Raw genomic sequence first — 24,947 nt, 5'->3', positions numbered from 1 at the left:
CTAGTTTGCCATGAAGACGGCGATAAATCAGCAATGACGCGTCGCGCTTGAGGTTAAAAAATGCGTTTAGTCGGGTACACTGTCGGAAATACGAGATGAGAATGACCCATGAAAAAGAAAACATCCCTTAGCGAGGAGGATCAGGCGCTCTTCCGTCAGCTGATGACCGGGACGCGTCAAATCAAGCAGGACATCATTGTCCACCGTCCGATGCGCAAAAAAATCACGGAAGTCCCGGTCAAGCGATTGCTCCAGGAGCAGGCGGATAATAGCCACTATTTTTCAGATGAATTTCAGCCCCTGCTCAATACGCAGGGCGCGGTGAAGTACGTACGGGAAGATGTCAGCCACTTTGAGCTGAAAAAATTACGCCGGGGGGATTACTCGCCCGAACTGTTTCTTGATCTGCACGGTTTGACGCAGATGCAGGCGAAGCAGGAGCTGGGCGCGTTAATTGCCGCCTGTCGTCGCGAACATGTTTTCTGCGCCTGCGTGATGCACGGCCACGGCAAACATATCCTGAAGCAACAAACACCGCTGTGGCTGGCTCAGCACCCCCACGTGATGGCGTTTCATCAGGCACCCAAAGAGTACGGCGGAGATGCCGCATTACTGGTGTTGATTGAAGTAGAAGAGTGGCAGCCGCCAGAATTACCCTGACAGGACGGCGGGAGGCATGTTCTGCTCCCCGCCATATCGCACGTCACATCAGATAGCTTTTGCCATCTTCAGATTGCACGGACTCATTTGCCAGTTGAAGACCCCTTTGCCCGTTTCGTCGAGAGCGACGTTGGCAATGGCGGAAGTCGTGAACATCGGCGGCGTCTCGCCCGGGCACAGCTCAGATACCAGATAGCCAACCAGTGGCAAGTGGGAAATGACCAGCGCGGAAGCGACACCTTCATTGCACAGCGCCTGAAGATAAGCGCTGACAAGGCCGACATCACCGCACGGGGTGAGTTCCGGGAGAACATCCACACTGGCTGGCAGGTTCATACACTCCCCCACCACTTCCAGCGTCTGTTCTGCACGCAGGAACGGACTCACCAGAACGCGTTCGATGTCCACTTTTTGACCTTTAAGCCAGGTCGCCATCAGACGAGATTCGTCGCAGCCACAGACGGTCAAAGGACGTACTGAGTCACTGGCGGCATCGAGTGCCGCGTCGCCGTGACGCATGATAAAAACTTGCATATTGCACCGCTTTTGTTAACCAGAATCACCGGCGTTGACTACCCGCGATTACCGCTCCGAGGTAGAAAACCCGATGGTCGGGCATTGTGCCTGATCCATTCGGTGAATGAAACGCTGTTTTTTACCTCAATGGCGTAAGTATAGTCAATCTCTGTTTACAAAATCGCCAAAACAGGTTCATACACTTCAGGATTTACCCTTTTTTGACCTCAACTTACGAGGACAGTTTCCCTTGAAGGCCAAAATGTCTGGCCCCGTTCCGCCATCTGCAATAATTCGTCACACGGTGTAAACCGCGGACCGTATTGCGAGGCCAGACGTTGCAGGATTGCAACCACTTCACCCGCACCGAGAGTGTCCATGTAACGGAACGGGCCGCCGAGGAACGGCGGGAAACCAATGCCAAATACCGCACCGATGTCACCATCGCGCGCGCTTTTAATTACCTGCTCACCAAAGCAGCGTGCCGCTTCATTAAGCATCATCATCACACAGCGTTCAGCACACTGAACGGGTGACAGTTTCCCCTGACCGGTTGTCGGAATAAGCCCATAAACCGAAGGGTCGACCTGTTTCTTGCTTTTACGCCCTTTCGTGCCGTAAAGATAGAAACCGCGTTCATTTTTTCTGCCTTTGCGATCGTCCTTCAAAATTGCAGAAACAATGTTTGCAGGCGGGCTAAAACGATCTCCATAAGCATCTTCCAGCACAGGTATAATTTTAGTGCCGGTGTCGATTCCCACCTCATCCAAAAGTTGGATTGGGCCAACGGGGAACCCAAACTTCACCAGCGCCTCGTCGACGTGTTCGATCTTCTCCCCTTCCGTCAGCAGCCGCATCGCTTCATTTATATAAGGCACCAGAACGCGGTTAACGTAAAAGCCGGCTTTGTCCGCCACCACTATCGCTGTTTTCCCCTGCATTTTGGCCAGTTTAACCACGGTAGCAACGGTTTGCGGGCTGGTGCTGGCGTGCGGGATAACCTCCACCAGCGGCATTTTTTCAACCGGACTGAAATAGTGCAGGCCAATCACCTGCTCCGGACGCTGGGCCCTGGCCGCAATATCGCCAATGGGCAATGACGAGGTGTTCGACGCAAAAATGGTATGGGGTGCGCAATGTTGCTCAACGTCAGCCACCATCTGCTGCTTAAGCGCCAGGTCTTCAAACACCGCTTCAATCACCAGATCGCGATGGGCAAAACCGCTGTAGTCTGTCGTGCCGGAGATCAGTGCCAGGGTTTTATCACGCTCATTGGCCTTGATATGGCGGCGTTTAACCTTTTGATCAAGGTTCTGCCAGCTGTACTGCAGCGCGTGATTGATTCCTTTCGCATTGATGTCTTTGATACGTACAGGCAATTTGCCTTTGCTGGCGGTAACAAAAGATATTCCGCCCCCCATCAGCCCGCCACCCAGTACGCCAATGGCATGCAGCGGGGCAGGTTGCGCCTCGCTGCCGGGGTCTTTTTTTACCTCTGTACTGGCAAAAAAGATGTTACGCAGCGCCTGAGACTGCGGCGTCATCGCCAGCTCACCAAAGGCTTTTGCTTCTGCGGCATAGCCGCTGCTGCTGCCCTGAGATAAGCCCACTTCAATAACCTCAAGGATACGTTTCGCCGCCGGGTAGTTGCCTTTAGTTTTTTGTTCGGTTTTCTTGCCCGCCATGCTGAACAGGAGTGTGCGGCCCAGTGGCCCGGCCAGCACGCGCTCACGCACCGGCAGAGGACGTTTTGCCTGCCGTCCTTTGAGCGCCAGTTCAACCGCCGCCTCAAGCAAAATGGCGTGAGGAACCACCTCGTCGACCAGGCCGGCTTTCAGCGCCTGACGCGCACGCAGTTGTTTGCCGGTTAATATCATTTCCAGCGCAGTGCTGACCCCAACCAGACGCGGCAGACGCTGCGTCCCGCCGGAGCCTGGCAGGAGGCCTAACTGCACTTCAGGCAGGCCCAGAACGGTTTTCGCATCGTCGGTACAAATGCGGCTGTGACAGGCCAACGCCAGCTCCAGCCCACCGCCCAGACAGGCACCGTGGATCGCCGCGATGACCGGGATAGACAGCGCATGGATCTCCGCCATGACCTGTTGCCCCTGACGCGCCAGCTCTTCGGCTTCCTGTGCGTTTTGCGCCCGGGCAATCATGTTGATATCGGCTCCGGCAATAAAGTTGTCCGGTTTCGCCGAGATAAACACCAGGCCGCGAATCGCTTTGTTCTCGCGGATCTGCTTTAGCATCGCGCGCACCTGAACGCCGAACTCGGCTTTCAGGGTGTTCATCTTCTCGTTGGGAACATCGATAGTAATAACGGCGACGTTATCGAGGCGTACCGTCAGATTAAATGCAGATGGCATATCCATTATTCAGCCTCCAGAACCATTGCCGCGCCCAGACCACCCGCTGCGCAGGCGGTTACGAGACCAAAACCACCGCCCCGGCGACGTAACTCATGTAATGTCTGGGTGATCATCCTCGCTCCCGTCGCCGCAAATGGATGACCGTAGGCGATGGAACCACCCAGAACGTTAAATTTGCTCTGATCCACTTCGCCAGTGGCATGCGCCCGGCCAAGGACATCGCGCGCGAAACGTTCACTCGCCAGCAGTTGTATGTTTGCCAGGGTTTGTGCGGCAAAGGCTTCGTGCATATCAATGAGGGTTAAATCCGCGAGGGTCAGTCCCGCGCGTTCCAGCGCCAGCGGAGTGGACCACGCCGGCCCTAACAACATGTCCTGCCACACATCTATCGCCGTGAAGGCGTAGCTGCGCAGGTAGCCCAGCGGTTTTATGCCCAGCTCTTTGGCACGGGATTCCGTCATCAGGATCACCGCGGCGGCACCGTCCGTCAGCGGAGTACTGTTGGCGGCCGTGACGGTACCGTGTTTGCGGTCAAATGCCGGACGGAGCCTGGCGTAATCCGCCATCGTCGAACTGCCGCGAATATTGTTATCTTCTGAGAGCGGTTCACGGTATGGCGGGATGTACGCCGTCATGACTTCATCAGCCAGTTTGCCTTCCGACCAGGCTTTCGCCGCCAGCTGATGTGAGCGATGAGCCAGCGCATCCTGCTGCTCACGGGTGATCCCGTAAGTTTTTGCCATCTGCTCGGCGGTATCGCCCATTCTCAGACCGGTGGAATACTCCGCCACTGCGGGCGGTACAGGCATAAGGTCACGCAGGCGTAAGCGTGAGAAAAGTTTGAGTTTCTGACCGACGGTACGGGCTTTGTTGGCGTCAACCAGGATCCGGGCCAGCTTTTTACTGACCCCAATCGGCAGAACCGAAGAGGAGTCCGCCCCGCCGGCGATCCCAGCGCGAATGGTACCTGCCATCAGGCTTTCAGCCACGTTAGCCACCGCCTGGAAACTGGTAGCACATGCCCGGCTGACGCTGTAGGCATCAGTGTGGACGTTCATCCCCGTACCGAGGACGATTTCTCGCGCAATATTGGGTGCTTCAGGCATCTGCACAACCTGGCCAAAAACCAGCTGCTCGATGACCTCAGGCGGAATTTCGCTGCGAGCCATCATCTCCCCCACCACCATTTTCCCCAGATCGACAGCCGGTATGCCATGAAACGCTGTCGCCTGACGTGCAAATGGCGTACGTAATCCACTGACAATGGCAATGCGATCGCCCTGACGGGTAATAAGCGGTAACCGCCTGACTCATAACCTTCCCCTGTAAAATTTTTTACTCAAACATAAAGTGGTCTGACCTGATAACAGTCTTAACCATTTTTTTACATTCAGCCAATCAGGGAAACGAAAAAGTGCGAGCTAAGGCACAGAGAAGAAAAAGAAAATGTCTCTGCGAAAACAAAAGCAAAACGGTAACCCGAAGGTTACCGTTTTAGTGTGCACCCTCTACTGTGAGAGAGGGCCAGGATGAGGGCATTACGCCGTTGAGGTTAGCGCAGACCCAGCTGGAAAATCAGCGTTTCCGCCTCGCAGGCGAACACAAAGTCGATATCCAGCTTCACACCACCGTCCACGTCAGTAAAGGTGGATTTGATTTCGCACGGATCGGATTCGACTTCACGTGCACGTTTGCTCAGCGCGGCCAGGGTTTCTTCCGCTTCGGCGCGGTTGCTGAATACACGGCTGTAAGAGGCGGTGCAATCGGAGTTGTCCATGATGGTACCAACATCCATACAGCAGCAAACCGGGGTTTCATCAGCACTGCATTTACTCATAGCTCAATTTCCTCTGTATTCGCGCAAGACGCGAGATAAACACGATGCTGCTATTTTACGCCCCGGGGCTGGCTCTCTCCAGCCGTTAATGGCGCAAAAGCGGATAAGTGACCAATATCACACTAAAAAATGATCTAGAACAAAAATCACCCTTTCAGACGATTCGCAATGGTCACAATTTTGCCAACCAGATCTCGTTTCAAGAAACATGTTTGAAAATATTAATAAACAAACTTGCAACATTCTGGCTGGTCAGACCTATACTCTCGCCACTGGTCTGATTTGTATGTCATACCTCAGACCCTACACTTCGCGCTCCTGTTACGGTATGTAACAATTATTGAATAAAAATAACTCAATGAGGTTATGGTCATGAGCCAGAAAACCCTGTTCAAAAAGACTGCGCTGGCAGTCGCAGTGGCAATCGTCTCTACGTCCGCCTGGTCCGCGGGCTTTCAGTTAAACGAATTTTCTTCCTCTGGCCTTGGCCGTGCGTATTCCGGGGAAGGCGCAATTGCTGATGATGCGGGCAACGCGAGTCGTAACCCTGCACTGATCATGATGTTCGATCGTCCGACCTTCTCTGCTGGTGCAATCTTTGTTGATCCGGGTGTTGATATCTCAGGCCGCTCTCCAACAGGCGCCAGCCTGAAGGCAGACAACATCGCGCCAACAGCCTGGGTGCCAAACCTCCACTTCGTTGCGCCAATTAATGACCAGTTCGGCTGGGGCGCTTCCGTGACGTCTAACTACGGTCTGGCTACCGAGTTTAATAATAACTACGCCGCAGGGGCGTATGGCGGTAAAACCGACCTTGAAACCCTGAACCTGAACCTGAGCGGTGCTTACCGTCTGGACAACCACTGGAGCTTCGGCGTCGGCTTTGATGCGGTTTATGCTAAAGCGAAGATCGAGCGCTACGCGGGTGACCTGGGTAAAGTCGTTGCTGGCTCAGGCGCTCTGCCGCCGATTCCGGGTCTGGCACAGCAGGTTGCAGGTATTCCGGCAGATACCCAGATTGCTTACCTTAAGGGTGACGAATGGGGCTTCGGCTGGAACGCCGGTATCCTTTATGAAATCGATAAAAATAACCGCTACGGTTTAACCTACCGTTCCGAAGTGAAAATTGACTTCGATGGCGATTATAAGAGCAGCCTGCCTTCAGCCTATAACCAGATTCTGGGTAGCTTCGGCCTGCCAATGGGCACCGACGGCCGTACCACTGGCGGTTCTCTGAGCCTGCACTTGCCAGAAATGTGGGAACTGTCGGGTTATAACAAAGTGGCGCCGCAGTGGGCGGTTCACTATAGCCTGACTTATACCAGCTGGAGTCAGTTCCAGGAGCTGAAAGCGACCAACAGCAATGGTGACACGCTCTTCTATAAAGATGAAAGCTTCCGTGATGCCTACCGTATCGCGCTGGGTACCACCTACTATATGGATGACAACTGGACATTCCGTACCGGTATTGCCTTCGATGATAGTCCGGTACCGGCTGACAAGCGTTCCATCTCCATTCCGGACCAGGACCGCTTCTGGCTGAGCGCAGGTGCAACCTATGCCTTCAATAAAGATGCTTCTATCGATGCGGGCATCTCTTACATGCACGGTCAAAAAGTTAACTTTAAGGAGGGGCCGTATGAGTTCTCTTCTGAAGGTAAAGCCTGGCTGTATGGCATGAACTTCAACTACGCGTTCTAATCGCGCAGGGATTAAAAAAGGTGAGCATGGCTCACCTTTTTTCTTTATTCCGGGTCGATATCTTTATTCCGAGTCGATATCTTTTAATTCGTTCTCGATTGCTTTCGCGTTCGGATTCTCTTCCGGCTTCAGCTTGCCGCCATTAGCAATAAAGTCGTGATTCTGGAAGTAAGCTTCGCGGACCATAATATACGGGTCAGAAGACTGACGCAGCAGACCGTCCGAATCAAGCAGTTGCGCACGCGTCTCGATCCCTTCCACCGTCCATTTCCCTACCGACAGCGGCCAGGTCAGCCACGACAGAACCGGATACAGCGTATCCACCATGTCGCCGCCGTCATCTCGTACGGTGAAACTGCCGTAGAATGGCAGATGAACATACGGACCATAACCCACGCCATAATGCCCCATCGTACTGCCGAAACGGTGCGGTTGCTCACGCTGAAGTTTCGGGTTCGCCATACCGGCAACATCGATGAAGCCCCCCATCCCCAGCAATGAGTTCAGGAAGAAGCGGGTAAAGTGCACCATACCCTGATACGGATCGCCCTGCAGGAAGTAGTTCACCATCACCGCAGGTTCTTCCAGGTTACTGGTGAAGTTACTCAACCCGTTACGCGCAGGTTGTGGAACATAATCACGCCATGCAACTGCCACCGGGCGAACCACATACGGGTCCAGCACGTTGTAGTTGAAGCTGTACATTGAGCGGTTAAATCCTTCGAGAGGATCGGAGCGTCCCGTTTGCTCTCCAGAGCTGGCGCAGCCCACAAGCATCGTCGCGCCCAGCGCAAGCGCCAACAGCCGAAGTTTCATAAATATCTCCCTGTTCAGTATGGCTATCGTTGATTGCCATCCGTAACGGAGCATGGGTTGCTCCGCCTGTAAACGTGCAAGTGATTGTAACAGCACGTTTACCGATGTCTACGAGCACAATTACGGGCAGTAACCACCGTCACTCTGATCTCAGCATAGCCTGGCTTTTAGAATTCGTTTCGCTGGCAATTTTATAATGTCTTTTAATGAGATGTATCGCCTTTGTTGCCATTGCCGCCAATTTAAGAGCATCCCCACGGGCATTTCATTAAAAGCCGCTACGCTTTATAGAAAGATCATCGTGTTGGAGTGGCTATGAAAGAAGTGGGCGAAGAAAAAATTGGCGAGAGTAATGAGGAAATTGAAATTGAAAGCGAGGAAAAAGAGCGCGGTGAGGAGATAGAAATCAATGAAGATCGCCTTCCTTCCCGTGCGATGGCGATCCATGAACATATCCGACAGGATGGCGAAAAAGAGATGGAGCGTGATGCCATGGCTCTGTTTTGGTCGGCCATCGCGGCAGGCTTGTCGATGGGCGCCTCACTCCTCGCCAAGGGCATATTTCATGTGCAACTGGAAGGGGTACCCGGTGGATTTTTACTTGAAAATCTCGGCTACACCTTTGGCTTTGTGATTGTCATTATGGCGCGCCAGCAGTTGTTTACTGAAAACACCGTTACCGCCGTTCTCCCGGTAATGCAAAACCCTACCCTCGGTAATTTCGGTTTACTGATGCGTTTATGGAGCGTGGTGCTGCTGGGGAATATCATCGGTACAGGCGTGGCGGCATGGGCATTTGAATATATGCCGATATTCGATGAGCCCACCCGGGATGCCTTCGTGAAAATCGGTATGGACGTAATGAAAAACACGCCGTTCGAAATGTTCTCGAATGCCATTATCTCCGGCTGGATAATCGCGACCATGGTGTGGATGTTTCCTTCCGCGGGCAGCGCCAAAATTGTCGTGATCATATTAATGACCTGGCTGATAGCGCTGGCTGACACCACGCACATCGTGGTCGGAACCGTTGAAATCCTCTATCTGGTCTTTAATGGTACGCTTCACTGGAGCGATTTTTTCTGGCCGTTCGCCCTGCCGACGCTGGCAGGCAATATCTGCGGCGGAACGTTTATCTTCGCACTGTTAAGCCATGCGCAAATCCGTAACGACATGTCTAATAAACTCAAGGCCGAACAGAAAGCGCGGGAAAACGATGATAAATCAGCAAAAAAATCGACCTGAATGGTGACTCTTTGAGCAGTCAGGCGGCGATGAGCTTAACGCAAAGTGTAAATGAGGCTATACTCGTGCCGCCTTGTCCCCTTAGTTAAATGGATATAACGAGCCCCTCCTAAGGGCTAGTTGCAGGTTCGATTCCTGCAGGGGACACCATGCTCTCATCGGCGCGCCGATACACCGGTACAAGGCGAGTGGTTCCGGTAAGATTATCAAATACCTGTTTTTCCGCAGTGATAATTCTCATTCCGGCCTTTCTCAGACGTGACACCTCAGCAGCAATCCGCTGGATCCCAAACCAGAACAGCGCATCAAGCGCGGTTACCTCCAGACCACTTAACAGAGCACGCTTCAGACGTTCCGTGGGGGGCTTAATTTCTTTGGCTATCTGCAGAAAAGGTTCCGCGGTCAATTGTGTCGCTTCCGTTCGCCGTATACGTGTGGACAGATGATATTGAAAAACGTCAGGTACACCGCTCAAATCGGACTTCACGCTCCAGACACAGCCAAACCGCTTCCCGTTAAAAATGACATTCTTCTGGCTGAGCTGCAGTTCATCACGCAACCCGGCAATTAACTGAGGTGTCCGCACGAGCAGCAGGCGGAAAGGCAGCTCAAAGCTGGTAACGTAATCGACATTGGTCAGGGCAATACGCAGACGCGCCTCGGCCCCGGCCTGGATCGCCTTGCACTCGCTTAAAACGTCGGCCCACTGACGGGTAAGACGCGGAGGTTCATTCGCCTCGGTAAATCTGTATTTTTCAATCTGATAATCGATTTGCTCTGTCACCCGCTTTTCCCTGTCAGTCACGTTTTAGCCGCTAAAGAGAATTTAGCAGCACAGGTTATTATGCTCCAGAGGTGATGTGCAGTGATTGAACCCTCATTTATATGGGTTATGTTATTCCGTATTACAATTCCACTGCTTTGCTCCACAGACCCTCTTCTCTTTCAGGCAACCATCATGAAACAAATCACGCTCTCCGATTTGACGCAACAAAGTGAAGCGGCGGCTAACGCCCCGCGTTTACGCGCGCATCGTAACTTTCATCCTGAACTGAGCGACCCGGTTCAGCGACTGGCCATCGCGATGGAACCTGGCACCTATGTTCGCCCTCATCGTCATCCGCATACCTTTGAGCTGTTACTTCCCCTTCGCGGGCGTTTTGTCGTGCTGAATTTTGACGACCAGGGCGTCGTCACCCGTCGCGTCGTATTAGGTGAAGCGTGTATGGCGCTGGAGATGGAGGCGGGAACCTGGCATGCCGTGCTGTCACTGGATCATGGCGGCGTTATTTTTGAAGTTAAACACGGTGGCTATCAACCGGTGGCTGATGAGGATTTCGTTACCTGGGCCCCCGCCGAGGGAGAGCCCGGTACAGCCGCGCTGATGGCATGGTATAAACAGGTACAGCCTGGCGATGCGGCCTGGAAAGCATAACGACTGCTTTCAAAATATCCAAACAGATGCCGTCGCGCATCTGTTCTGGTTTATAAAAACAGAAAAATCAAAGACCTTTCGAATTGCCGCTTTTTTAATCAAGAACGAGTAATAGCACATACCGTATAAAGGGTGCTACATTATACCGCCCACCCAACGTCAGCAATGGCCAGGCAACGCCGTAAAGATCGGTAAAGCCTGCAACCATGACCTTGTACTACGGTCTAACAGGTACGTGGTTACGCAATGCGTGACTTTCACCGACTTTATATAGGTTCCCATTATTTTGTCACAATCCAAATTCAAACGCGCGTTTCTGCACCCGCGTTACTGGTTCACATGGTTTGGTCTTGGCGTGCTCTGGTTACTGGTTCAGCTTCCTTATCCCGTAATCCGCATTCTGGGCTCCAGGCTTGGCAGCGCATCGCGCCACTTCCTTAAGCGTCGTGAGTCTATTGCGCGTAAAAATCTCGAACTTTGCTTTCCACAGTACAATGCGGAACAGCGCGAAAAACTGATTGCTGAAAACTTTAAATCTATCGGCATGGCTCTGCTTGAAACCGGTATGGCATGGTTCTGGTCTGATGAGCGTGTTCGTAAATGGTTTGATGTGGAAGGCCTGGATAACCTGAAACGTGCCCAGTTGCAAAACCGCGGCGTGATGGTGGTCGGCGTTCATTTTATGTCTCTGGAACTGGGGGGGCGCGTCATGGGGCTTTGCCAGCCGATGATGGCAACCTACCGTCCGCACAACAGCGCTGTGATGGAATGGGTGCAGACACGTGGTCGTATGCGCTCGAATAAGGCGATGATCAGCCGTAACAACCTGCGCGGCATGGTTGGCGCACTGAAAAAAGGTGAGGCCGTCTGGTTCGCACCGGACCAGGATTATGGGCGTAAAGGCAGTAGCTTCGCTCCGTTCTTTGCAGTGAAAGATGTCGCCACGACCAATGGTACCTTTGTGATTTCACGCCTTTCCGGTGCCTCCATGTTGACCGTCACGATGGTCAGAAAAGCGGATAAATCAGGCTATCGCCTGCATATCTCCCCTGAGATGGCTAACTATCCGGAAAACGAAGGCGAAGCCGCTACGTTCATCAATAAAGTTATCGAAATGGAAATCATGCGTGCGCCCGAGCAATATCTCTGGATGCATCGCCGTTTCAAAACACGCCCTCTTGGCGAAGCCTCGCTGTATATCTAAATTCCAGAAGGTTAGTTTCGTTAAGAAACTAACCTTTTCAATGACCTGTAATCACGCTGTGTACTGTCTTTCTTTGCGTCGCTCAAAGTGAATTTATTGCGTTCTGAAATCAAACTGTCGCCGTTCCACGACACCCGTAAGTGACGGAAATTATTTAAAAAAATCCCTCTTGTCACCCCCCATTTTTAGGCGTACATTAGCGCCGTCTGGCAACAGGAAAGTACAGAATTCTGAGCGGGAGTCGGCGGTATTACGGGAAAAATCTTATTTCCGCTATAAGCCAACTTCAGCTCTCTATAATCAGGTGGACTCTGTTTTTAAATGCGTACCACAAGATACGCGGAGCGATGAAACGTGAAATATTTCTTTATGGGCATTTCGGTGATTGTTTTAGTCTGGGCCGGAACGTTTGCCCTGATGATCTAGTGAAGAACATGCAGTCAAAAAAACAGGAGCCGATGGCTCCTGTTTTTTTATGTCATGATGACGCGTGAGGTTCGGTGACGCTTTTCGATGAGAGAAGTCCGTCGGCGCGGAACATACTCTTGATGCCCCTCACCGCCTGGCGGATGCGGTCACTGTTTTCAATCAGAGCGAATCGCACATGGGTGTCGCCATAATCACCAAAGCCAATGCCCGGCGAGACACATACCTTCGCGTCCTGCAGCAGCTTTTTGGCAAACTCCAGCGATCCCATTGCCGCATACGGCTCCGGAATTTTAGCCCAGACGTACATGGACGCTTTCGGCATGTCCACCATCCAGCCCGCTTCATGCAACCCTTTGACCAGCACATCACGGCGACGCTTATACTGCGCAGCAATCTCATGCACACACTGCTGATCGCCTTCAAGTGCTGCAATAGCCGCGACCTGAAGCGGGGTAAAGGTACCGTAGTCGTGATAACTCTTGATGCGCGCCAGGGCATTCACCAGCGTCTTGTTGCCCACCATAAAGCCGATGCGCCAGCCAGCCATGTTGTAGCTTTTCGACAGCGTAAAGAACTCAACCGCCACATCGCGTGCGCCAGGAACCTGCATAATCGAAGGGGCTTTCCAGCCGTCATAGACAATATCGGCATAGGCTAAATCATGCACCACCAGCACGTCGTAACGTTTGGCCAGGGCGACCACTTTTTCAAAGAAATCGAGCTCTACGCACTGCGCCGTCGGGTTCGACGGAAAACCGAGGATCATCATCTTAGGTTTCGGATAGCTTTCGCGAATCGCACGTTCCAGTTCGTTAAAGAAATCGACCCCTTCCACCAGTGGTACGGAGCGAACCTGCGCTCCGGCAATCACTGCGCCATAAATGTGAATCGGGTAGCTCGGATTGGGTACCAGTACGGTATCACCATGATCCAGAGTCGCCAGCATCAGGTGCGCCAGCCCCTCTTTTGAGCCGATGGTGACAATCGCCTCGCTTTCAGGGTCGATATCGACCTGGTAGCGATCCTGATACCAGCGAGAAATTGCACGACGTAATCGAGGAATACCGCGAGAGGTGGAGTAGCCGTGCGTATCCGGACGCTGAGCAACCGTACATAATTTCTCAACAATATGCGGCGGTGTTGGGCCGTCAGGGTTACCCATGCTGAAATCAATAATGTCTTCGCCGCGCCGACGCGCAGCCATTTTCAGTTCAGCAGTGATGTTGAATACATAAGGGGGGAGACGATCGATACGCGTAAAACGGCGTTCAGGACTGAATTCAGCCATAGATTCCTCAGATTAACGTTAGCGCCCGGACCGTCCGAGCGACGCTACCACCGATGTGGCATGTTTAGAAAATAACCTAAAAAAAATCATGCTGTCGAGAGGGAAATGAAAAAAAAGAGTGCGCACTAAAATCGGAACCCTGCTGCATTGAAAAGCGGAAGCGTCCAAAGTGACAGCCTCTTTCTGATATCTGTTGTGTAACACGATGATATCAAAACCGTTACCTGCTCAGGCGTTATCACAAAAAAATCGGGAGACTTCAGCCCTCTCCTGATAATCCCCTTTGCAAAACAGGGTTTTTCCCCATTTGATAAACCTGACGGATAGCTGGTCAATACGCGCCAGGTTTTTTTATCATGGTTCTTTCCCGTTTTCCCTGGTCTACTCGTGCACGAAATATTCAATATGCTGCTGGCGGTTTTTGACCGCGCGGCATTAATGCTGATTTGCCTGTTTTTCCTTATCCGCATTCGCCTGTTCCGCGAGCTTTTGCACAAGTCTGCGCACTCGCCAAAAGAGCTGCTGGCCGTAACCGCTATCTTCTCGCTGTTCGCGTTGTTCAGCACCTGGTCCGGCGTGCCGGTCGAGGGATCGCTGGTTAACGTGCGTATCATTGCCGTCATGTCCGGCGGGATTTTGTTTGGCCCGTGGGTCGGCGTCATCACCGGACTGATTGCCGGTACGCACCGTTACCTGATTGATATCGGTGGCGTGACGGCAATTCCCTGTTTTATTACCAGTATTATTGCCGGGGTACTGTCAGGATGGATTAACCGCAAGATCCCGAAAAAGCAGCGCTGGCGCGCCGGGATCATCGCCGGCATGGTGTGCGAAACGCTGACCATGATCCTGGTGGTGGTGTGGGCCCCCACTATCGCACTGGGGCTGGATATCGTTTCGAAAATCGGTATTCCCATGATCCTCGGCAGCGTCTGCATCGGTTTTATCGTGCTGCTGGTACAAAGCGTTGAGGGAGAAAAAGAGGCCAGTGCCGCGCGTCAGGCGAAGCTGGCGCTGGATATCGCCAACAAAACGCTGCCACTCTTCCGCCATGTGAACGCGGAGTCGTTACGTCAGGTCTGCGATATTATCCGCCGCGATATTCATGCCGATGCGGTCGCCATTACCAATAACGACCACGTACTGGCTTACGTCGGCGTCGGGGAACACAATTACCGCGATAATGACGATACCATTAGCCCCACCACCCGACAGGCGATCAACTACGGTAAAATCATCATTAAGAACAATGATGAAGCTCACCGAACGCCGGAAATCCACTCCATGCTGGTGATTCCGCTGTGGGAAAAAGGCGTGGTAACGGGCACACTAAAAATCTACTACTGCCACGCGCACCAGATCACCTCCACGCTTCAGGAGATGGCCATCGGCCTGTCGCAGATTATCTCTACCCAGCTGGAAGTTTCCCGTGCAGAACAGCTGCGCGAGATGGCAAATAAGGCAGAACTGCGCGCGCTTCAGAGCAAAATCAATCCTCATTTTCTGTTTAACGCGCTGAACGCCATCTCGTCCTCCATCCGGATGAATCCGGACACCGCGCGTCAGCTTATATTCAATCTGTCGCGCTACCTGCGCTACAACATTGAACTGAACGATGACGAGCAGATCGACATCAAAAAAGAGCTGTATCAGATCAAGGACTATATCGCGATTGAGCAGGCCCGTTTTGGTGACAAGCTCACGGTGATTTACGATATCGATGAAGAGGTCAACTGTGTGATCCCAAGCCTGCTGATCCAGCCGCTGGTGGAAAACGCGATTGTTCACGGCATTCAGCCGTGTAAAGGTAAAGGCGTGGTCACCATCAGCGTAACCGAAAGCGGTAACCGCGTGCGCATTGCCGTGCGCGATACCGGCCACGGTATTGATCCAAAAGTCATTGAGCGCGTGGAGTCTAACGAAATGCCGGGCAATAAAATTGGACTGCTGAACGTGCACCATCGGGTCAAGCTGTTGTTCGGCGACGGACTGCACATTCACCGTCTCGAACCCGGCACCGAAATTGCTTTTTACGTCCCGAATGAACGCTCCCCCGTTCATGCGGCGACATCACTGTTGCCATAGGCCGGAGTAATCAATGAAAGTCATCATCGTGGAAGATGAAATTCTGGCTCAACAGGAGCTGAGCTGGCTTATCAAAACGCACAGCCAGATGGAGATTGTGGGTACCTTTGAGGATGGTCTGGACGTGCTCAAGTTCTTGCAGCATAACCGGGTCGACGCCATTTTTCTGGATATCAACATTCCATCGCTGGACGGTGTATTACTGGCGCAAAATATTAATCAGTTTGCTCATAAGCCGTTTATTGTTTTCGTTACCGCCTGGAAAGAGCACGCCGTAGAAGCCTTCGAACTGGAAGCGTTTGACTATATTCTGAAGCCTTACCAGGAATCGCGTATTGTCAGCATGCTGCGAAAGCTGGAAGCCGCATGGCAACAACAGGCCACGCCTGCTAACGCAAGCCCGGCGATACGTGAAAACGACACCATAAATCTGGTCAAGGATGAACGCATCATCGTGACGCCTATCGACGATATCTACTATGCCGAAGCGCACGAGAAGATGACGTTTGTCTATACACGGCGTGAATCGTACGTGATGGCAATGAACATCACCGAGTTTTGCAACAAACTGCCGGCGGCACACTTTTTCCGCTGCCACCGTTCGTTTTGCGTCAATCTAAACAAGATCCGCGAGATCGAACCGTGGTTTAACAACACCTATATTTTGCGTCTGAAAGATCTTGATTTTCAGGTCCCGGTGAGTCGCAGCAAGGTGAAAGAGTTCCGCCAGCTGATGCATCTGTAAAAATCCCCTCTCCCGCAGGAGAGGGATAGTCGTCAGAGGATTTGACCCAGTACCTGACGCAGGTGCGCGCCCGAGCCAAGCAGGCCAGGGTTATCGTGCACAATCAGATACACAGGGATGTCCTGCACATAGCTTCTGAAGCGACCTTTGTCTTCAAACGCACCGCGGAAGCCTGAGGCTGTAAAGAAGTCGAGGAAACGCGGTACGATCCCGCCCGCGATATAGACTCCCCCGAAGGTACCCAGCGTCAGCGCCAGGTTGCCGCCAAACCGCCCCATGATCACACAGAACAGCGACAGCGCACGGCGACAGTCGATGCAGCTGTCCGCCAGCGCGCGTTCGGTCACATCTTTTGGCTGCAGATTCTCCGGCAGACGGCCGTCTGATTTTACAATCGCACGGTACAGATTCACCAGACCCGGACCGGAAAGCACGCGCTCGGCGGAGACGTGGCCGATTTCAGCGCGCAGCTCTTCGAGGATAATGCCCTCTTCTTCGCTGTTGGGCGCAAAGTCCACGTGACCGCCCTCACCCGGCAGGCTTACCCAGCGCTGGTCGACGTGAACCAGATGTGAAACGCCAAGACCGGTACCGGCACCGTAGACCGCAATCGGCTTACCTTCTACTGGCGCTGTACCGCCAAACTGAATCAGATGCTCTGGCTTCAGCATCGGGATCGCCATGGACACGGCAGTAAAGTCATTGATGATTTCAAGATGCGCAAAACCCAGGTTTTTTTTCATCTCAGCGATGGAAAATGCCCAGACATGGTTGGTCATCGCCACCCAGTCACCGGTAATCGGGCAGGCAATGGCGATACATCCGTCTTCGATGCTCACCTGTTGCTCTTCAAGATAGACCCGAACAACGGCCTCAAGACTTGGATAATCCAGCCCTGAATAGGTTTTCGCCCGGGAAATTTCACCGCTATTTACATCGCATAGGGCAAGGCGAGCATTCGTGCCGCCCACATCGCCTACCAAAGCATACTTTGTCATTCTTCTACTGCTCCGCTAAAGTCAGAATAAATCTTTGGGACACTGTAAGTTCAAGGCGTGATAACAACAACGACCGGAAGGTGAATGCCCGTGGATTATCGATCTTCGTCACAGAATAACTTTACCGTTTCAGCACCTTTTGCACTATTGCCATAAAGCTGATTGTGCAAAGTAACGTAATAGCGTTTTGTACAAGGAAATCATCATGCTCCATCCGCGAGCCAGAACCATGCTCTTACTGGCAATACCGGCGCTGATCATTGGCGTTGCCTCAAGTCTGGTGCTCATTGTCGTGATGAAAGTCGCGTCGGTGTTGCAGGCGATGTTATGGACGGCGCTTCCTGCACAACTGGGCGTCAGTGTGGATTCGCCGGGATGGATCATGTTGATGCTGACGCTCACCGGCGTTGCGGTGGGTCTGGTGATCCGCTTTAGCCCCGGGCACGCCGGGCCGGATCCGGCGCTTGAGCCACTGATCGGTGCGCCCGTTCCCCCCTCGGCGCTGCCGGGGCTGATTATCGCGTTGATCCTGGGTCTGGCGGGCGGTGTCAGCCTTGGTCCTGAACACCCCATCATGGCGGTGAACATTGGTATGGCGGTCTTTCTCGGTTCGCGCATTTTACCCCGGGTCGGTGCGCTGGACTGGACCATCCTCGCCTCTGCAGGCACCATCGGGGCGCTTTTCGGCACGCCCGTTGCCGCCGCCCTTATTTTTTCTCAGACGCTTACCAGCAATAACGACGTCCCGCTCTGGGATAAACTCTTTGCGCCGCTGATGGCCGCTGCGGCTGGTGCGCTCACGACCAGTCTGTTTTTCCATCCTCATTTCTCACTCTCTCTGCCCCACTACGGTCAGATGCATATTGCCGATATTTTCAGCGGTGCCATCGTCGTCGCGATCGCCATTGCACTCGGGATGATTGCGGTATGGTGCCTTCCGCGCCTGCACCGTCTGATGCACCGGCTGAAGCACCCGGTGCTGATTCTGGGGGCGGGTGGTCTGATGCTGGGCGTATTAGGGGCTATCGGCGGAACGGTAACGCTGTTTAAAGGCCTTGATGAAATGCAGCAGTTGGCTTTCAGCCAGGTGTTCAGCGTGTCTGATTACCTGCTGTTTGCGCTGGTGAAACTGGCGGCGCTGGTGGTAGCTGCAGCATGTGGGTTCCGCGGTGGGCGTATCTTCCCGGCGGTGTTTATCGGCGTGGCGCTGGGGCTGATGCTGCATGAACATGTGGATGCGGTGCCGGCAGCGATAACGGTCTCTTGCTCAATTCTGGGGCTGGTGCTGGTGGTGACGCGCGATGCGTGGCTGAGCCTGTTTATGGCGGCGGTAGTGGTGCCAGATTCAACGCTCTTCCCCCTGCTCTGTATCGTGATGTTACCCGCCTGGCTCCTGCTGGCGGGCAAACCGATGATGATGGCCTGGCGAAACGACAAGTAATCAGGCGTTATTACGCGCTTCCAGAGCTTTGGTAAGCGCCCCGAGCAGCGGCGGGATATCCGCTTTCGGGAGCATCACCTCAATCAACGAGAGCCGCTCGTGGTGCGCCACTTTTTCAAGTACGTCCGCTAGCTGTTCCGCTTCACTGACCCGCCAGCACTCAGACTGAGGATCGAGGCTCAACGCCTGTGGAATGTGCGTCCAGTTCCATAAAGCAATGTCGTTATACCGCTGCTCCGCCCCGTGGATAGCCCTTTCAACCGTGTAGCCTTCGTTGTTGAGCACCAGAATAATGGGGTGCTGTTTATCACGCAGCATCGAGCCTAGTTCCTGAATGGTGAGCTGGGCCGCGCCATCCCCCGTCAGCACAATCACGCGCCGGTTCGGGCATGCGGTTTGTGCACCAAACGCCGCCGCCAGCGTGTAACCAATCGAGCCCCACAGCGGCTGGACGATAAAGTTAACATCAGCCGGTAAACGCAGATCAATCGCACCGAAGGCCGATGTTCCCTGGTCGGCAAGGATAATGTCCCCCGGGCGAATAAAGGTTTGCAACGTTCTCCAGAAATTCTCCTGGGTAAGCGAACCGTCCGGCTGCGGGAAAGGTATTGCGCCGGATGATGACGACATAAGGCCAGCATGCACATGCTGTTTGCAGAGTTCGACCAGCGTCTCAATCGCCTGGTTCATTGGGATGCCGGTAAACCAGACATCCCCGACGCGTGCGGCATGCGGCTGGACTTCAATGGTTTGCGCCGGGGTAAGCTGGTGCGTGAACCCGGCCGTCAGGGTATCGGTAAAACGCGTGCCAACACACAATACCGTGTCAGCCCCTTCAATCGCCTCTTTTACCGCGCCAGTGCTGGCTGAACCACTGTATGTGCCGTAAAAACCCGCCTGACGCTCGTCGAATATCCCTTTCCCCATCAGCATGGTGGCATGGGCCATCGGTACCTCTTTCACCCACTTCTGTAGCGCATGCTTCAGGCCATGGCGCAGAACAAGGAAGTCGGCCAGCAGCGCGGTACGTTTGCTCATCGCCAGTTTGTTCTCAGCAGCATCCCGGAACGCTTTCAGGCAGGCGCTATCGGCATTAGCCTGCTTATGAGTGAGAGCGTTTACAGGCGGCGTGGCGGCTTTTTTTGCCACATCGGCGGGTAACATCAGATAACCGGGGCGACGTTCCCGAAGCATGGTTGTCAACACACGGTCGATTTCATAACAGGCATTTTGTTCGGTAAGGACCGCCTGTGCGACGGTGATCGGCTCGCTCATATGATAAAAGTGACGGAACTCCCCATCCCCCAACGTATGATGCAGCAACTCTCCCCTTTGCTGTGCCGCCGTACCCGGCGCCCCCACAATATGTAAAACCGGGACATGCTCGGCATAGCTGCCGGCAATACCGTTCATGGCACTTAACTCCCCAACGCCGAATGTGGTCAGCAGCGCGGCAAAGCCCTTACATCGGGCGTATCCGTCAGCGGCATAGGATGCGTTCAGCTCATTGGCACAGCCCACCCAACAAATATCCGGGCTGTCTATTACGTGGTCGAGAAACTGCAGGTTATAGTCGCCCGGCACGCCAAACAGATGATCGGCACCACAATCTGTAAGACGGTCCAGCAGGTAATCGGCGACGCAGTATGGGGTTCGCATAACAGGTGTCCTTCTGACGTTGACCTCACTTTGAGTATTAAAGAAGCGTGATGGCTGTCCAGAATTGGTCGTAAGAAGGGCATGGAAAGAATGCTTTACAAAAAAGGCTGCGCTATGCTCTTTTTTTTCATGTAAATGTAAACGTATACACTGATTTTTCCTTTCAGCGCCAGAGGGCATCAGAATGGGTTACCAGCCGGACAAAAATCGTTATCAGACAATGCAGTATCGCCGCTGCGGGCAAAGCGGACTCAGGTTGCCCGCCATCTCACTCGGGTTGTGGCACAATTTTGGCGACGCCACGCTTGTCGAAAACAGCCGTCAACTTTTACAACGCGCGTTCGATCTGGGTATTACGCATTTCGACCTTGCCAATAATTACGGTCCTCCTCCCGGCTCAGCCGAACGTAACTTCGGTCGCATTTTGCAGGAAGATTTCCTGTCATGGCGCGACGAGCTGATCATCTCGACCAAAGCGGGTTATACCATGTGGGACGGCCCATACGGCGACTGGGGGTCACGCAAATATCTGGTTGCCAGCCTGGATCAAAGCCTGAAGCGTATGGGGCTGGAATATGTGGATATCTTCTATCATCACCGTCCTGACCCACAAACGCCACTGCTGGAAACCATGAAAGCGCTTGACCATGTGGTGCGTCAGGGAAAAGCCCTTTACGTCGGGTTATCAAATTACCCTGCAGAACAGGCCCGCAAGGCTATCGATATCCTGAATGACCTTGGGACGCCGTGTCTGATCCACCAGCCGAAATATTCGATGTTTGAACGTGCGCCAGAGGAAGGCCTGCTGGACGTGCTGCAGGAAAAAGGCGTCGGCTGCATTCCCTTCTCGCCGCTGGCGGGGGGACAGCTGACTAACCGCTACCTGAACGGTATTCCTGCAGACTCGCGTGCGGCAAGCGACAGTAAGTTCCTTAATCCCGATCAGATCACCGAAGAGAAGCTGGAGAAGGTTCGTCAACTGAACGCGCTGGCGGAAAACCGCGGCCAGAAACTGTCACAGATGGCGCTGGCGTGGATTTTACGACACGAGTCGGTAACGTCAGTCCTGATTGGGGCCAGTAAAACTGCCCAGATTGACGATGCCGTGGCAATGCTGGAAAACCGCCATTTCTCGGCGGAAGAACTGGCAATCATTGATGGGATCCTGAACAGCTCAAAATAAAATCACTTTTAGCAAAAAGTGCTCTCATTCATGAATTAGGAGTTGAGGCGATGAAACGAGCCTTTACCAACTCGTAATATTGCGTTAACAGGCCCCACAAAGGCCCCGATCGTGAAGGAGAAAGAGTATGTTCAGGTCACTGATTCTTGCAGCGGTATTACTGGCTTCGGCCCCGCTGATCGCCACTGCGGGCGAAATCACCCTGTTGCCATCAGTTAAATTACAAATTGGCGATCGTGACGACTACGGCAGATACTGGGACGGTGGCTACTGGCGCGACCGTGATTACTGGAACCGTCACTATGAGTGGCGCGGCGACCGCTGGCGCAGACATGATAATGGCCTGCATCGCGGCTGGTACAAAAACAACGCCTATGAACGTGGTTACCGTGAAGGCTGGAACGATCGTGACGACCGCCGCGGTGGCTGGAGTCACGGTGGCAGAGGACGCGGTGGTCACGGCCATCATCACTAATGCGTCATCAGTAATGCATCATCAATAATGCAAAAAGGAGCCTCCCGGCTCCTTTTTATTTGGTTCAACGCGATGCTATAACCCCAGAGCAGTGCCGACCAGGAGCCACAGGTTCAACGACACCACTACCGCCACAATGACCCAACCGGTTCGTTTCACCAGCGTGCTGTTCACCAGTTCGCCCATCAGGCTTTTGTCACTGGTAAAGATCAGCAGCGGCACCAGTGCAAGCGCGATACCAAAACTCAGCAGTACCTGGCTCATGACCAGAATTCTCGTGGGATCCAGCCCCATCAGAATCACAACAAAGGAGGGCAGCATGGTCACGGAGCGACGAACCCAAAGCGGAATGTGGAAACGGACAAAGCCCTGCATCACCACCTGCCCTGCCAGCGTCCCCACAACCGTTGACGAGAGACCGGCCGCCACCAGGCTCAGCCCGAATATCGTGGCAGCAGCGTGGCTCAGTAACGGTTCCAGCGTAAGGTATGCCTGGTCGAGATCGGCAATACCGGTGTGACCGTTAAAATGGAAAGCGGCGGCAGCGGTCGCCATCATCGCCAGGTTCACAAAACCGGCAATGGTCATGGCGATCGCCACATCCCATTTCGTCGCAGAGTAACGCTCTTTGCGCGTCCCGCCGTGCAGGTGCTGAGTCAGCGAGGAATGCAGGTAAATGACATGCGGCATGATGGTTGCGCCCAGCACACCGGCGGCCAGGAATACCGCTTCAGAGGTTGGCAGGCTCGGGATAATCATCCCTTTGCTGAGCTGTGCCAGATTCGGCTGAGAAAAAATCAGCTCGACGATATAGGCCGCCGCCACAAACAGCAGCAGCCCACCGATAACTTTTTCCAGCGGTTTTTGACCGCGACGCTGCAGCATCAGGATCAGGAAAGTGGCAATCCCGGTGAGCACCGCGCCCTGAAGCAGCGAGACGCCGAGGATCAATTTAAAACCAATCGCGGCCCCGATGAATTCGGCGAGGTCGGTTGCCATGGCGATAATTTCCGCCTGAACCCAGTAAAGCCATACCGCCGGACGCGGATAATGATCGCGAATTTGTTCAGCCAGGTTTTTGCCCGTGGCAATCCCCAGCTTCGCAGACAGCATCTGGATCAACATGGCCATCAGGTTAGCCCACACGACCACCCAGAGCAGCTTATAGCCGAAGCTGGCCCCGGCCTGAATATTGGTCGCAAAGTTACCTGGATCGATATAGCCGATGGCAGCAATGAACGCAGGTCCCATTAACGCGAACCGCAACTTGCGCGCTGCTCTGCCACTGCTACCCTCTACGCGACTGTTTGTCATTTCTGCCTCTGGAAATATAGCCTTTGCTATGTTTAATGCTATCAAAATGAGAATGATTATCAAGATCATTTAGTGAGTTTATAGTGATTTCTCTGATAGCTTTGAACAATAGACGGGCGGGTAAGGTGGGGCGATCTAACAAAACCTGCAATCGCGCACGCTTTTGTGAAGACTAGCACACAAACTTAACTTTTCACGCATTTACCTAACATAACAAAAATGTATTGTGGATCACTAATTTTGAGACTCGTCACAGGATGTAACTATAGTGTGTCCTTGATCTCGTTTTCTTTTCGCTTGTTACATAGAATGTGCACGAAAATTAAACCTGCCTCATATTTGGAGCAAATATGGACCGCGTCCTTCATTTTGTCCTGGCACTCGTTGTCGTTACTGCGCTTGCGTTACTGGTCAGCCATGACCGTAAAAAAATCCGCATCCGCTTTGTTGTTCAGCTTCTCGTTATTGAAGTTTTGCTCGCGTGGTTCTTCCTGAACTCCAACGTGGGGCTTGGCTTCGTAAAAGGCTTCTCCGAAATGTTCGAAAAACTGCTCGGATTCGCCAACGAAGGGACGAACTTTGTCTTCGGTAAAATGAACGACGAAGGTCTGGCGTTCTTCTTCCTGAAGGTACTGTGCCCTATCGTCTTCATCTCTGCGCTGATCGGTATTCTGCAACACATTCGTGTTCTGCCCGTCGTTATCCGCGCCATTGGTACCGTACTCTCCAAAGTTAACGGCATGGGTAAACTGGAATCGTTCAACGCCGTCAGCTCCCTGATCCTGGGTCAGTCTGAGAACTTCATCGCCTATAAAGACATCCTCGGTAAGATGTCCCGCAACCGCATGTACACCATGGCAGCCACCGCAATGTCTACCGTCTCCATGTCTATCGTGGGTGCGTATATGACGATGCTGGAACCTAAATACGTGGTTGCCGCGCTGGTCTTGAACATGTTCAGTACCTTTATCGTTCTCTCTCTGATCAACCCGTACCGTGTTGACGAAGGCGAAGAAAACCTGCAGATGGCAAATCTGCATGAAGGTCAGAGCTTCTTCGAAATGCTGGGTGAGTACATTCTGGCTGGTTTCAAAGTGGCGATTATCGTTGCGGCGATGCTGATCGGCTTTATTGCCCTGATTTCTGCCCTGAACGCCCTGTTCGCAGCGGTTCTGGGTATCTCCTTCCAGGGCATTCTGGGCTACATCTTCTACCCGGTTGCCTGGGTGATGGGTGTTCCTGCACATGAAGCGCTGCAGGTAGGCAGTATCATGGCGACCAAACTGGTCTCTAACGAATTCGTTGCAATGATGGATCTGCAGAAAATTGCCAGCACGCTCTCTCCACGCGCGGAAGGCATCCTGTCCGTGTTCCTGGTCTCCTTCGCTAACTTCTCTTCCATCGGTATTATCGCCGGTGCGATTAAAGGTCTGAATGAAGAACAGGGTAACGTGGTTTCTCGCTTCGGTCTGAAGCTGGTTTACGGTTCTACGCTGGTGAGCGTACTGTCTGCCTCTATTGCGGCACTGGTACTGTAACACCTG

At 53.2% G+C, this 24,947-nt stretch carries 22 protein-coding genes and 1 tRNA gene; 13 read left to right on the top strand and 10 right to left on the bottom strand.

The window, feature by feature from the left end:
* Nucleotides 1–108 precede the first annotated feature (108 nt).
* Nucleotides 109–660 (top strand): endonuclease SmrB, encoded by a 552-nt coding sequence (gene smrB, locus QE396_RS00975; RefSeq protein WP_014171047.1) that lies wholly within the window; start codon nt 109–111, stop codon nt 658–660.
* Between the two features lie 48 nt (nt 661–708).
* Here smrB and sixA read toward each other — a convergent pair whose 3' ends face one another.
* The 4 genes from sixA to QE396_RS00955 all read right to left on the bottom strand — a co-directional run bounded on the left by sixA (nt 709) and on the right by QE396_RS00955 (nt 5,385).
* Nucleotides 709–1,194, bottom strand: a complete 486-nt coding sequence (gene sixA, locus QE396_RS00970; RefSeq protein WP_014171048.1) for a phosphohistidine phosphatase SixA — start codon at nt 1,192–1,194, stop codon at nt 709–711.
* Between the two features lie 209 nt (nt 1,195–1,403).
* Nucleotides 1,404–3,551, bottom strand: coding sequence for a fatty acid oxidation complex subunit alpha FadJ (gene fadJ, locus QE396_RS00965; protein ID WP_279259708.1), 2,148 nt, complete (start codon nt 3,549–3,551; stop codon nt 1,404–1,406).
* Nucleotides 3,551–4,840, bottom strand: a complete 1,290-nt coding sequence (gene fadI, locus QE396_RS00960) for an acetyl-CoA C-acyltransferase FadI (protein ID WP_309952555.1) — start codon at nt 4,838–4,840, stop codon at nt 3,551–3,553. The genes fadJ and fadI overlap by 1 nt, the downstream gene beginning before the upstream one ends.
* Before the next feature lie 260 nt (nt 4,841–5,100).
* Complete coding sequence (locus QE396_RS00955) at nt 5,101–5,385, bottom strand: YfcZ/YiiS family protein (RefSeq protein WP_014171053.1); 285 nt, start codon at nt 5,383–5,385, stop codon at nt 5,101–5,103.
* A 372-nt stretch (nt 5,386–5,757) separates the two neighbouring features.
* Here QE396_RS00955 and fadL point away from each other — a divergent pair, with 372 nt between their 5' ends.
* Nucleotides 5,758–7,086, top strand: a complete 1,329-nt coding sequence (gene fadL, locus QE396_RS00950) for a long-chain fatty acid transporter FadL (protein ID WP_020883109.1) — start codon at nt 5,758–5,760, stop codon at nt 7,084–7,086.
* 63 nt (nt 7,087–7,149) lie between these two features.
* On the opposite strand, the gene mlaA is transcribed toward fadL, so the two are convergent.
* Nucleotides 7,150–7,902, bottom strand: a complete 753-nt coding sequence (gene mlaA / locus QE396_RS00945; RefSeq protein WP_309949647.1) for a phospholipid-binding lipoprotein MlaA — start codon at nt 7,900–7,902, stop codon at nt 7,150–7,152.
* 315 nt (nt 7,903–8,217) lie between these two features.
* On the opposite strand from mlaA, the gene QE396_RS00940 reads away from it, so the two are divergent.
* Together QE396_RS00940 and QE396_RS00935 are read left to right on the top strand one after the other, a co-directional pair.
* Complete coding sequence (locus tag QE396_RS00940) at nt 8,218–9,147, top strand: formate/nitrite transporter family protein (RefSeq protein WP_309949646.1); 930 nt, start codon at nt 8,218–8,220, stop codon at nt 9,145–9,147.
* A gap of 75 nt (nt 9,148–9,222) precedes the next feature.
* A tRNA-Arg gene (locus tag QE396_RS00935) sits at nt 9,223–9,297 on the top strand.
* Here QE396_RS00935 and QE396_RS00930 read toward each other — a convergent pair.
* A complete protein-coding gene (locus QE396_RS00930) occupies nt 9,257–9,931 on the bottom strand; it encodes a helix-turn-helix domain-containing protein (protein ID WP_020883106.1) in 675 nt (224 codons plus the stop codon). The two genes, QE396_RS00935 and QE396_RS00930, sit on opposite strands and share 41 nt — an antisense overlap.
* 174 nt (nt 9,932–10,105) lie before the next feature.
* Here QE396_RS00930 and QE396_RS00925 point away from each other — a divergent pair, with 174 nt between their 5' ends.
* The 3 genes from QE396_RS00925 (at nt 10,106) to ypdK (ending at nt 12,212) form a co-directional block, all read left to right on the top strand.
* The gene (locus QE396_RS00925) at nt 10,106–10,582 is read left to right on the top strand and encodes a WbuC family cupin fold metalloprotein (RefSeq protein WP_047366497.1); all 477 of its coding nucleotides are present in this window, start codon (nt 10,106–10,108) and stop codon (nt 10,580–10,582) included.
* A gap of 283 nt (nt 10,583–10,865) precedes the next feature.
* Nucleotides 10,866–11,786, top strand: coding sequence for a kdo(2)-lipid IV(A) palmitoleoyltransferase (lpxP, locus tag QE396_RS00920; protein WP_025203512.1), 921 nt, complete (start codon nt 10,866–10,868; stop codon nt 11,784–11,786).
* Nucleotides 11,787–12,140: 354 nt separating this feature from the next.
* Nucleotides 12,141–12,212 (top strand): membrane protein YpdK, encoded by a 72-nt coding sequence (gene ypdK / locus QE396_RS00915; protein WP_099458937.1) that lies wholly within the window; start codon nt 12,141–12,143, stop codon nt 12,210–12,212.
* Nucleotides 12,213–12,264: 52 nt separating this feature from the next.
* Here ypdK and alaC read toward each other — a convergent pair whose 3' ends face one another.
* The gene (gene alaC / locus QE396_RS00910; RefSeq protein ID WP_014171059.1) at nt 12,265–13,503 is read right to left on the bottom strand and encodes an alanine transaminase; all 1,239 of its coding nucleotides are present in this window, start codon (nt 13,501–13,503) and stop codon (nt 12,265–12,267) included.
* A gap of 387 nt (nt 13,504–13,890) precedes the next feature.
* Between alaC and QE396_RS00905 the strand changes: the two genes are divergently transcribed.
* Nucleotides 13,891–15,588, top strand: coding sequence for a sensor histidine kinase (locus tag QE396_RS00905; protein ID WP_025203510.1), 1,698 nt, complete (start codon nt 13,891–13,893; stop codon nt 15,586–15,588).
* Nucleotides 15,589–15,601: 13 nt separating this feature from the next.
* Nucleotides 15,602–16,333, top strand: a complete 732-nt coding sequence (locus QE396_RS00900) for a LytTR family DNA-binding domain-containing protein (RefSeq protein WP_020883103.1) — start codon at nt 15,602–15,604, stop codon at nt 16,331–16,333.
* Between the two features lie 32 nt (nt 16,334–16,365).
* Here QE396_RS00900 and glk read toward each other — a convergent pair whose 3' ends face one another.
* A complete protein-coding gene (gene glk, locus QE396_RS00895; RefSeq protein ID WP_020883102.1) occupies nt 16,366–17,331 on the bottom strand; it encodes a glucokinase in 966 nt (321 codons plus the stop codon).
* Nucleotides 17,332–17,536: 205 nt separating this feature from the next.
* Here glk and QE396_RS00890 point away from each other — a divergent pair, with 205 nt between their 5' ends.
* On the top strand, nt 17,537–18,772 hold the full coding sequence (locus QE396_RS00890; protein ID WP_020883101.1) for an ion channel protein: 1,236 nt from the start codon (nt 17,537–17,539) through the stop codon (nt 18,770–18,772).
* Here QE396_RS00890 and ipdC read toward each other — a convergent pair whose 3' ends face one another.
* Complete coding sequence (ipdC, locus tag QE396_RS00885) at nt 18,773–20,431, bottom strand: indolepyruvate decarboxylase (RefSeq protein WP_020883100.1); 1,659 nt, start codon at nt 20,429–20,431, stop codon at nt 18,773–18,775.
* Nucleotides 20,432–20,615: 184 nt separating this feature from the next.
* On the opposite strand from ipdC, the gene mgrA reads away from it, so the two are divergent.
* Together mgrA and QE396_RS00875 are read left to right on the top strand one after the other, a co-directional pair.
* Nucleotides 20,616–21,614, top strand: coding sequence for an L-glyceraldehyde 3-phosphate reductase (mgrA, locus tag QE396_RS00880; RefSeq protein WP_309949641.1), 999 nt, complete (start codon nt 20,616–20,618; stop codon nt 21,612–21,614).
* 127 nt (nt 21,615–21,741) lie between these two features.
* Complete coding sequence (locus QE396_RS00875; protein WP_020883098.1) at nt 21,742–22,089, top strand: DUF2502 domain-containing protein; 348 nt, start codon at nt 21,742–21,744, stop codon at nt 22,087–22,089.
* 75 nt (nt 22,090–22,164) lie between these two features.
* Here the strand turns inward: QE396_RS00875 and QE396_RS00870 are convergent, their stop codons facing one another.
* Complete coding sequence (locus QE396_RS00870) at nt 22,165–23,403, bottom strand: Nramp family divalent metal transporter (RefSeq protein WP_020883097.1); 1,239 nt, start codon at nt 23,401–23,403, stop codon at nt 22,165–22,167.
* Between the two features lie 350 nt (nt 23,404–23,753).
* Here QE396_RS00870 and QE396_RS00865 point away from each other — a divergent pair, with 350 nt between their 5' ends.
* Nucleotides 23,754–24,941 (top strand): NupC/NupG family nucleoside CNT transporter, encoded by a 1,188-nt coding sequence (locus tag QE396_RS00865; RefSeq protein WP_014171069.1) that lies wholly within the window; start codon nt 23,754–23,756, stop codon nt 24,939–24,941.
* Nucleotides 24,942–24,947: the final 6 nt, after the last annotated feature.

The organism is Enterobacter sp. SORGH_AS_0287 (assembly GCF_031453695.1).
In the GTDB taxonomy this organism is placed as follows: domain Bacteria; phylum Pseudomonadota; class Gammaproteobacteria; order Enterobacterales; family Enterobacteriaceae; genus Enterobacter; species Enterobacter ludwigii.
This window is presented reverse-complemented; position numbering and strand designations above follow the sequence as displayed.

What these genes read in the sequence shown, in the direction of transcription:
- smrB (WP_014171047.1), top strand. Translation starts at nt 109, where the DNA reads ATGAAAAAGAAAACATCCCTTAGCGAGGAGGATCAGGCGCTCTTCCGT.
- sixA (WP_014171048.1), bottom strand. Translation starts at nt 1,194, where the DNA reads ATGCAAGTTTTTATCATGCGTCACGGCGACGCGGCACTCGATGCCGCC.
- fadJ (WP_279259708.1), bottom strand. Translation starts at nt 3,551, where the DNA reads ATGGATATGCCATCTGCATTTAATCTGACGGTACGCCTCGATAACGTC.
- QE396_RS00955 (WP_014171053.1), bottom strand. Translation starts at nt 5,385, where the DNA reads ATGAGTAAATGCAGTGCTGATGAAACCCCGGTTTGCTGCTGTATGGAT.
- fadL (WP_020883109.1), top strand. Translation starts at nt 5,758, where the DNA reads ATGAGCCAGAAAACCCTGTTCAAAAAGACTGCGCTGGCAGTCGCAGTG.
- mlaA (WP_309949647.1), bottom strand. Translation starts at nt 7,902, where the DNA reads ATGAAACTTCGGCTGTTGGCGCTTGCGCTGGGCGCGACGATGCTTGTG.
- QE396_RS00940 (WP_309949646.1), top strand. Translation starts at nt 8,218, where the DNA reads ATGAAAGAAGTGGGCGAAGAAAAAATTGGCGAGAGTAATGAGGAAATT.
- QE396_RS00925 (WP_047366497.1), top strand. Translation starts at nt 10,106, where the DNA reads ATGAAACAAATCACGCTCTCCGATTTGACGCAACAAAGTGAAGCGGCG.
- alaC (WP_014171059.1), bottom strand. Translation starts at nt 13,503, where the DNA reads ATGGCTGAATTCAGTCCTGAACGCCGTTTTACGCGTATCGATCGTCTC.
- QE396_RS00900 (WP_020883103.1), top strand. Translation starts at nt 15,602, where the DNA reads ATGAAAGTCATCATCGTGGAAGATGAAATTCTGGCTCAACAGGAGCTG.
- glk (WP_020883102.1), bottom strand. Translation starts at nt 17,331, where the DNA reads ATGACAAAGTATGCTTTGGTAGGCGATGTGGGCGGCACGAATGCTCGC.
- QE396_RS00890 (WP_020883101.1), top strand. Translation starts at nt 17,537, where the DNA reads ATGCTCCATCCGCGAGCCAGAACCATGCTCTTACTGGCAATACCGGCG.
- ipdC (WP_020883100.1), bottom strand. Translation starts at nt 20,431, where the DNA reads ATGCGAACCCCATACTGCGTCGCCGATTACCTGCTGGACCGTCTTACA.
- mgrA (WP_309949641.1), top strand. Translation starts at nt 20,616, where the DNA reads ATGGGTTACCAGCCGGACAAAAATCGTTATCAGACAATGCAGTATCGC.
- QE396_RS00875 (WP_020883098.1), top strand. Translation starts at nt 21,742, where the DNA reads ATGTTCAGGTCACTGATTCTTGCAGCGGTATTACTGGCTTCGGCCCCG.
- QE396_RS00870 (WP_020883097.1), bottom strand. Translation starts at nt 23,403, where the DNA reads ATGACAAACAGTCGCGTAGAGGGTAGCAGTGGCAGAGCAGCGCGCAAG.
- QE396_RS00865 (WP_014171069.1), top strand. Translation starts at nt 23,754, where the DNA reads ATGGACCGCGTCCTTCATTTTGTCCTGGCACTCGTTGTCGTTACTGCG.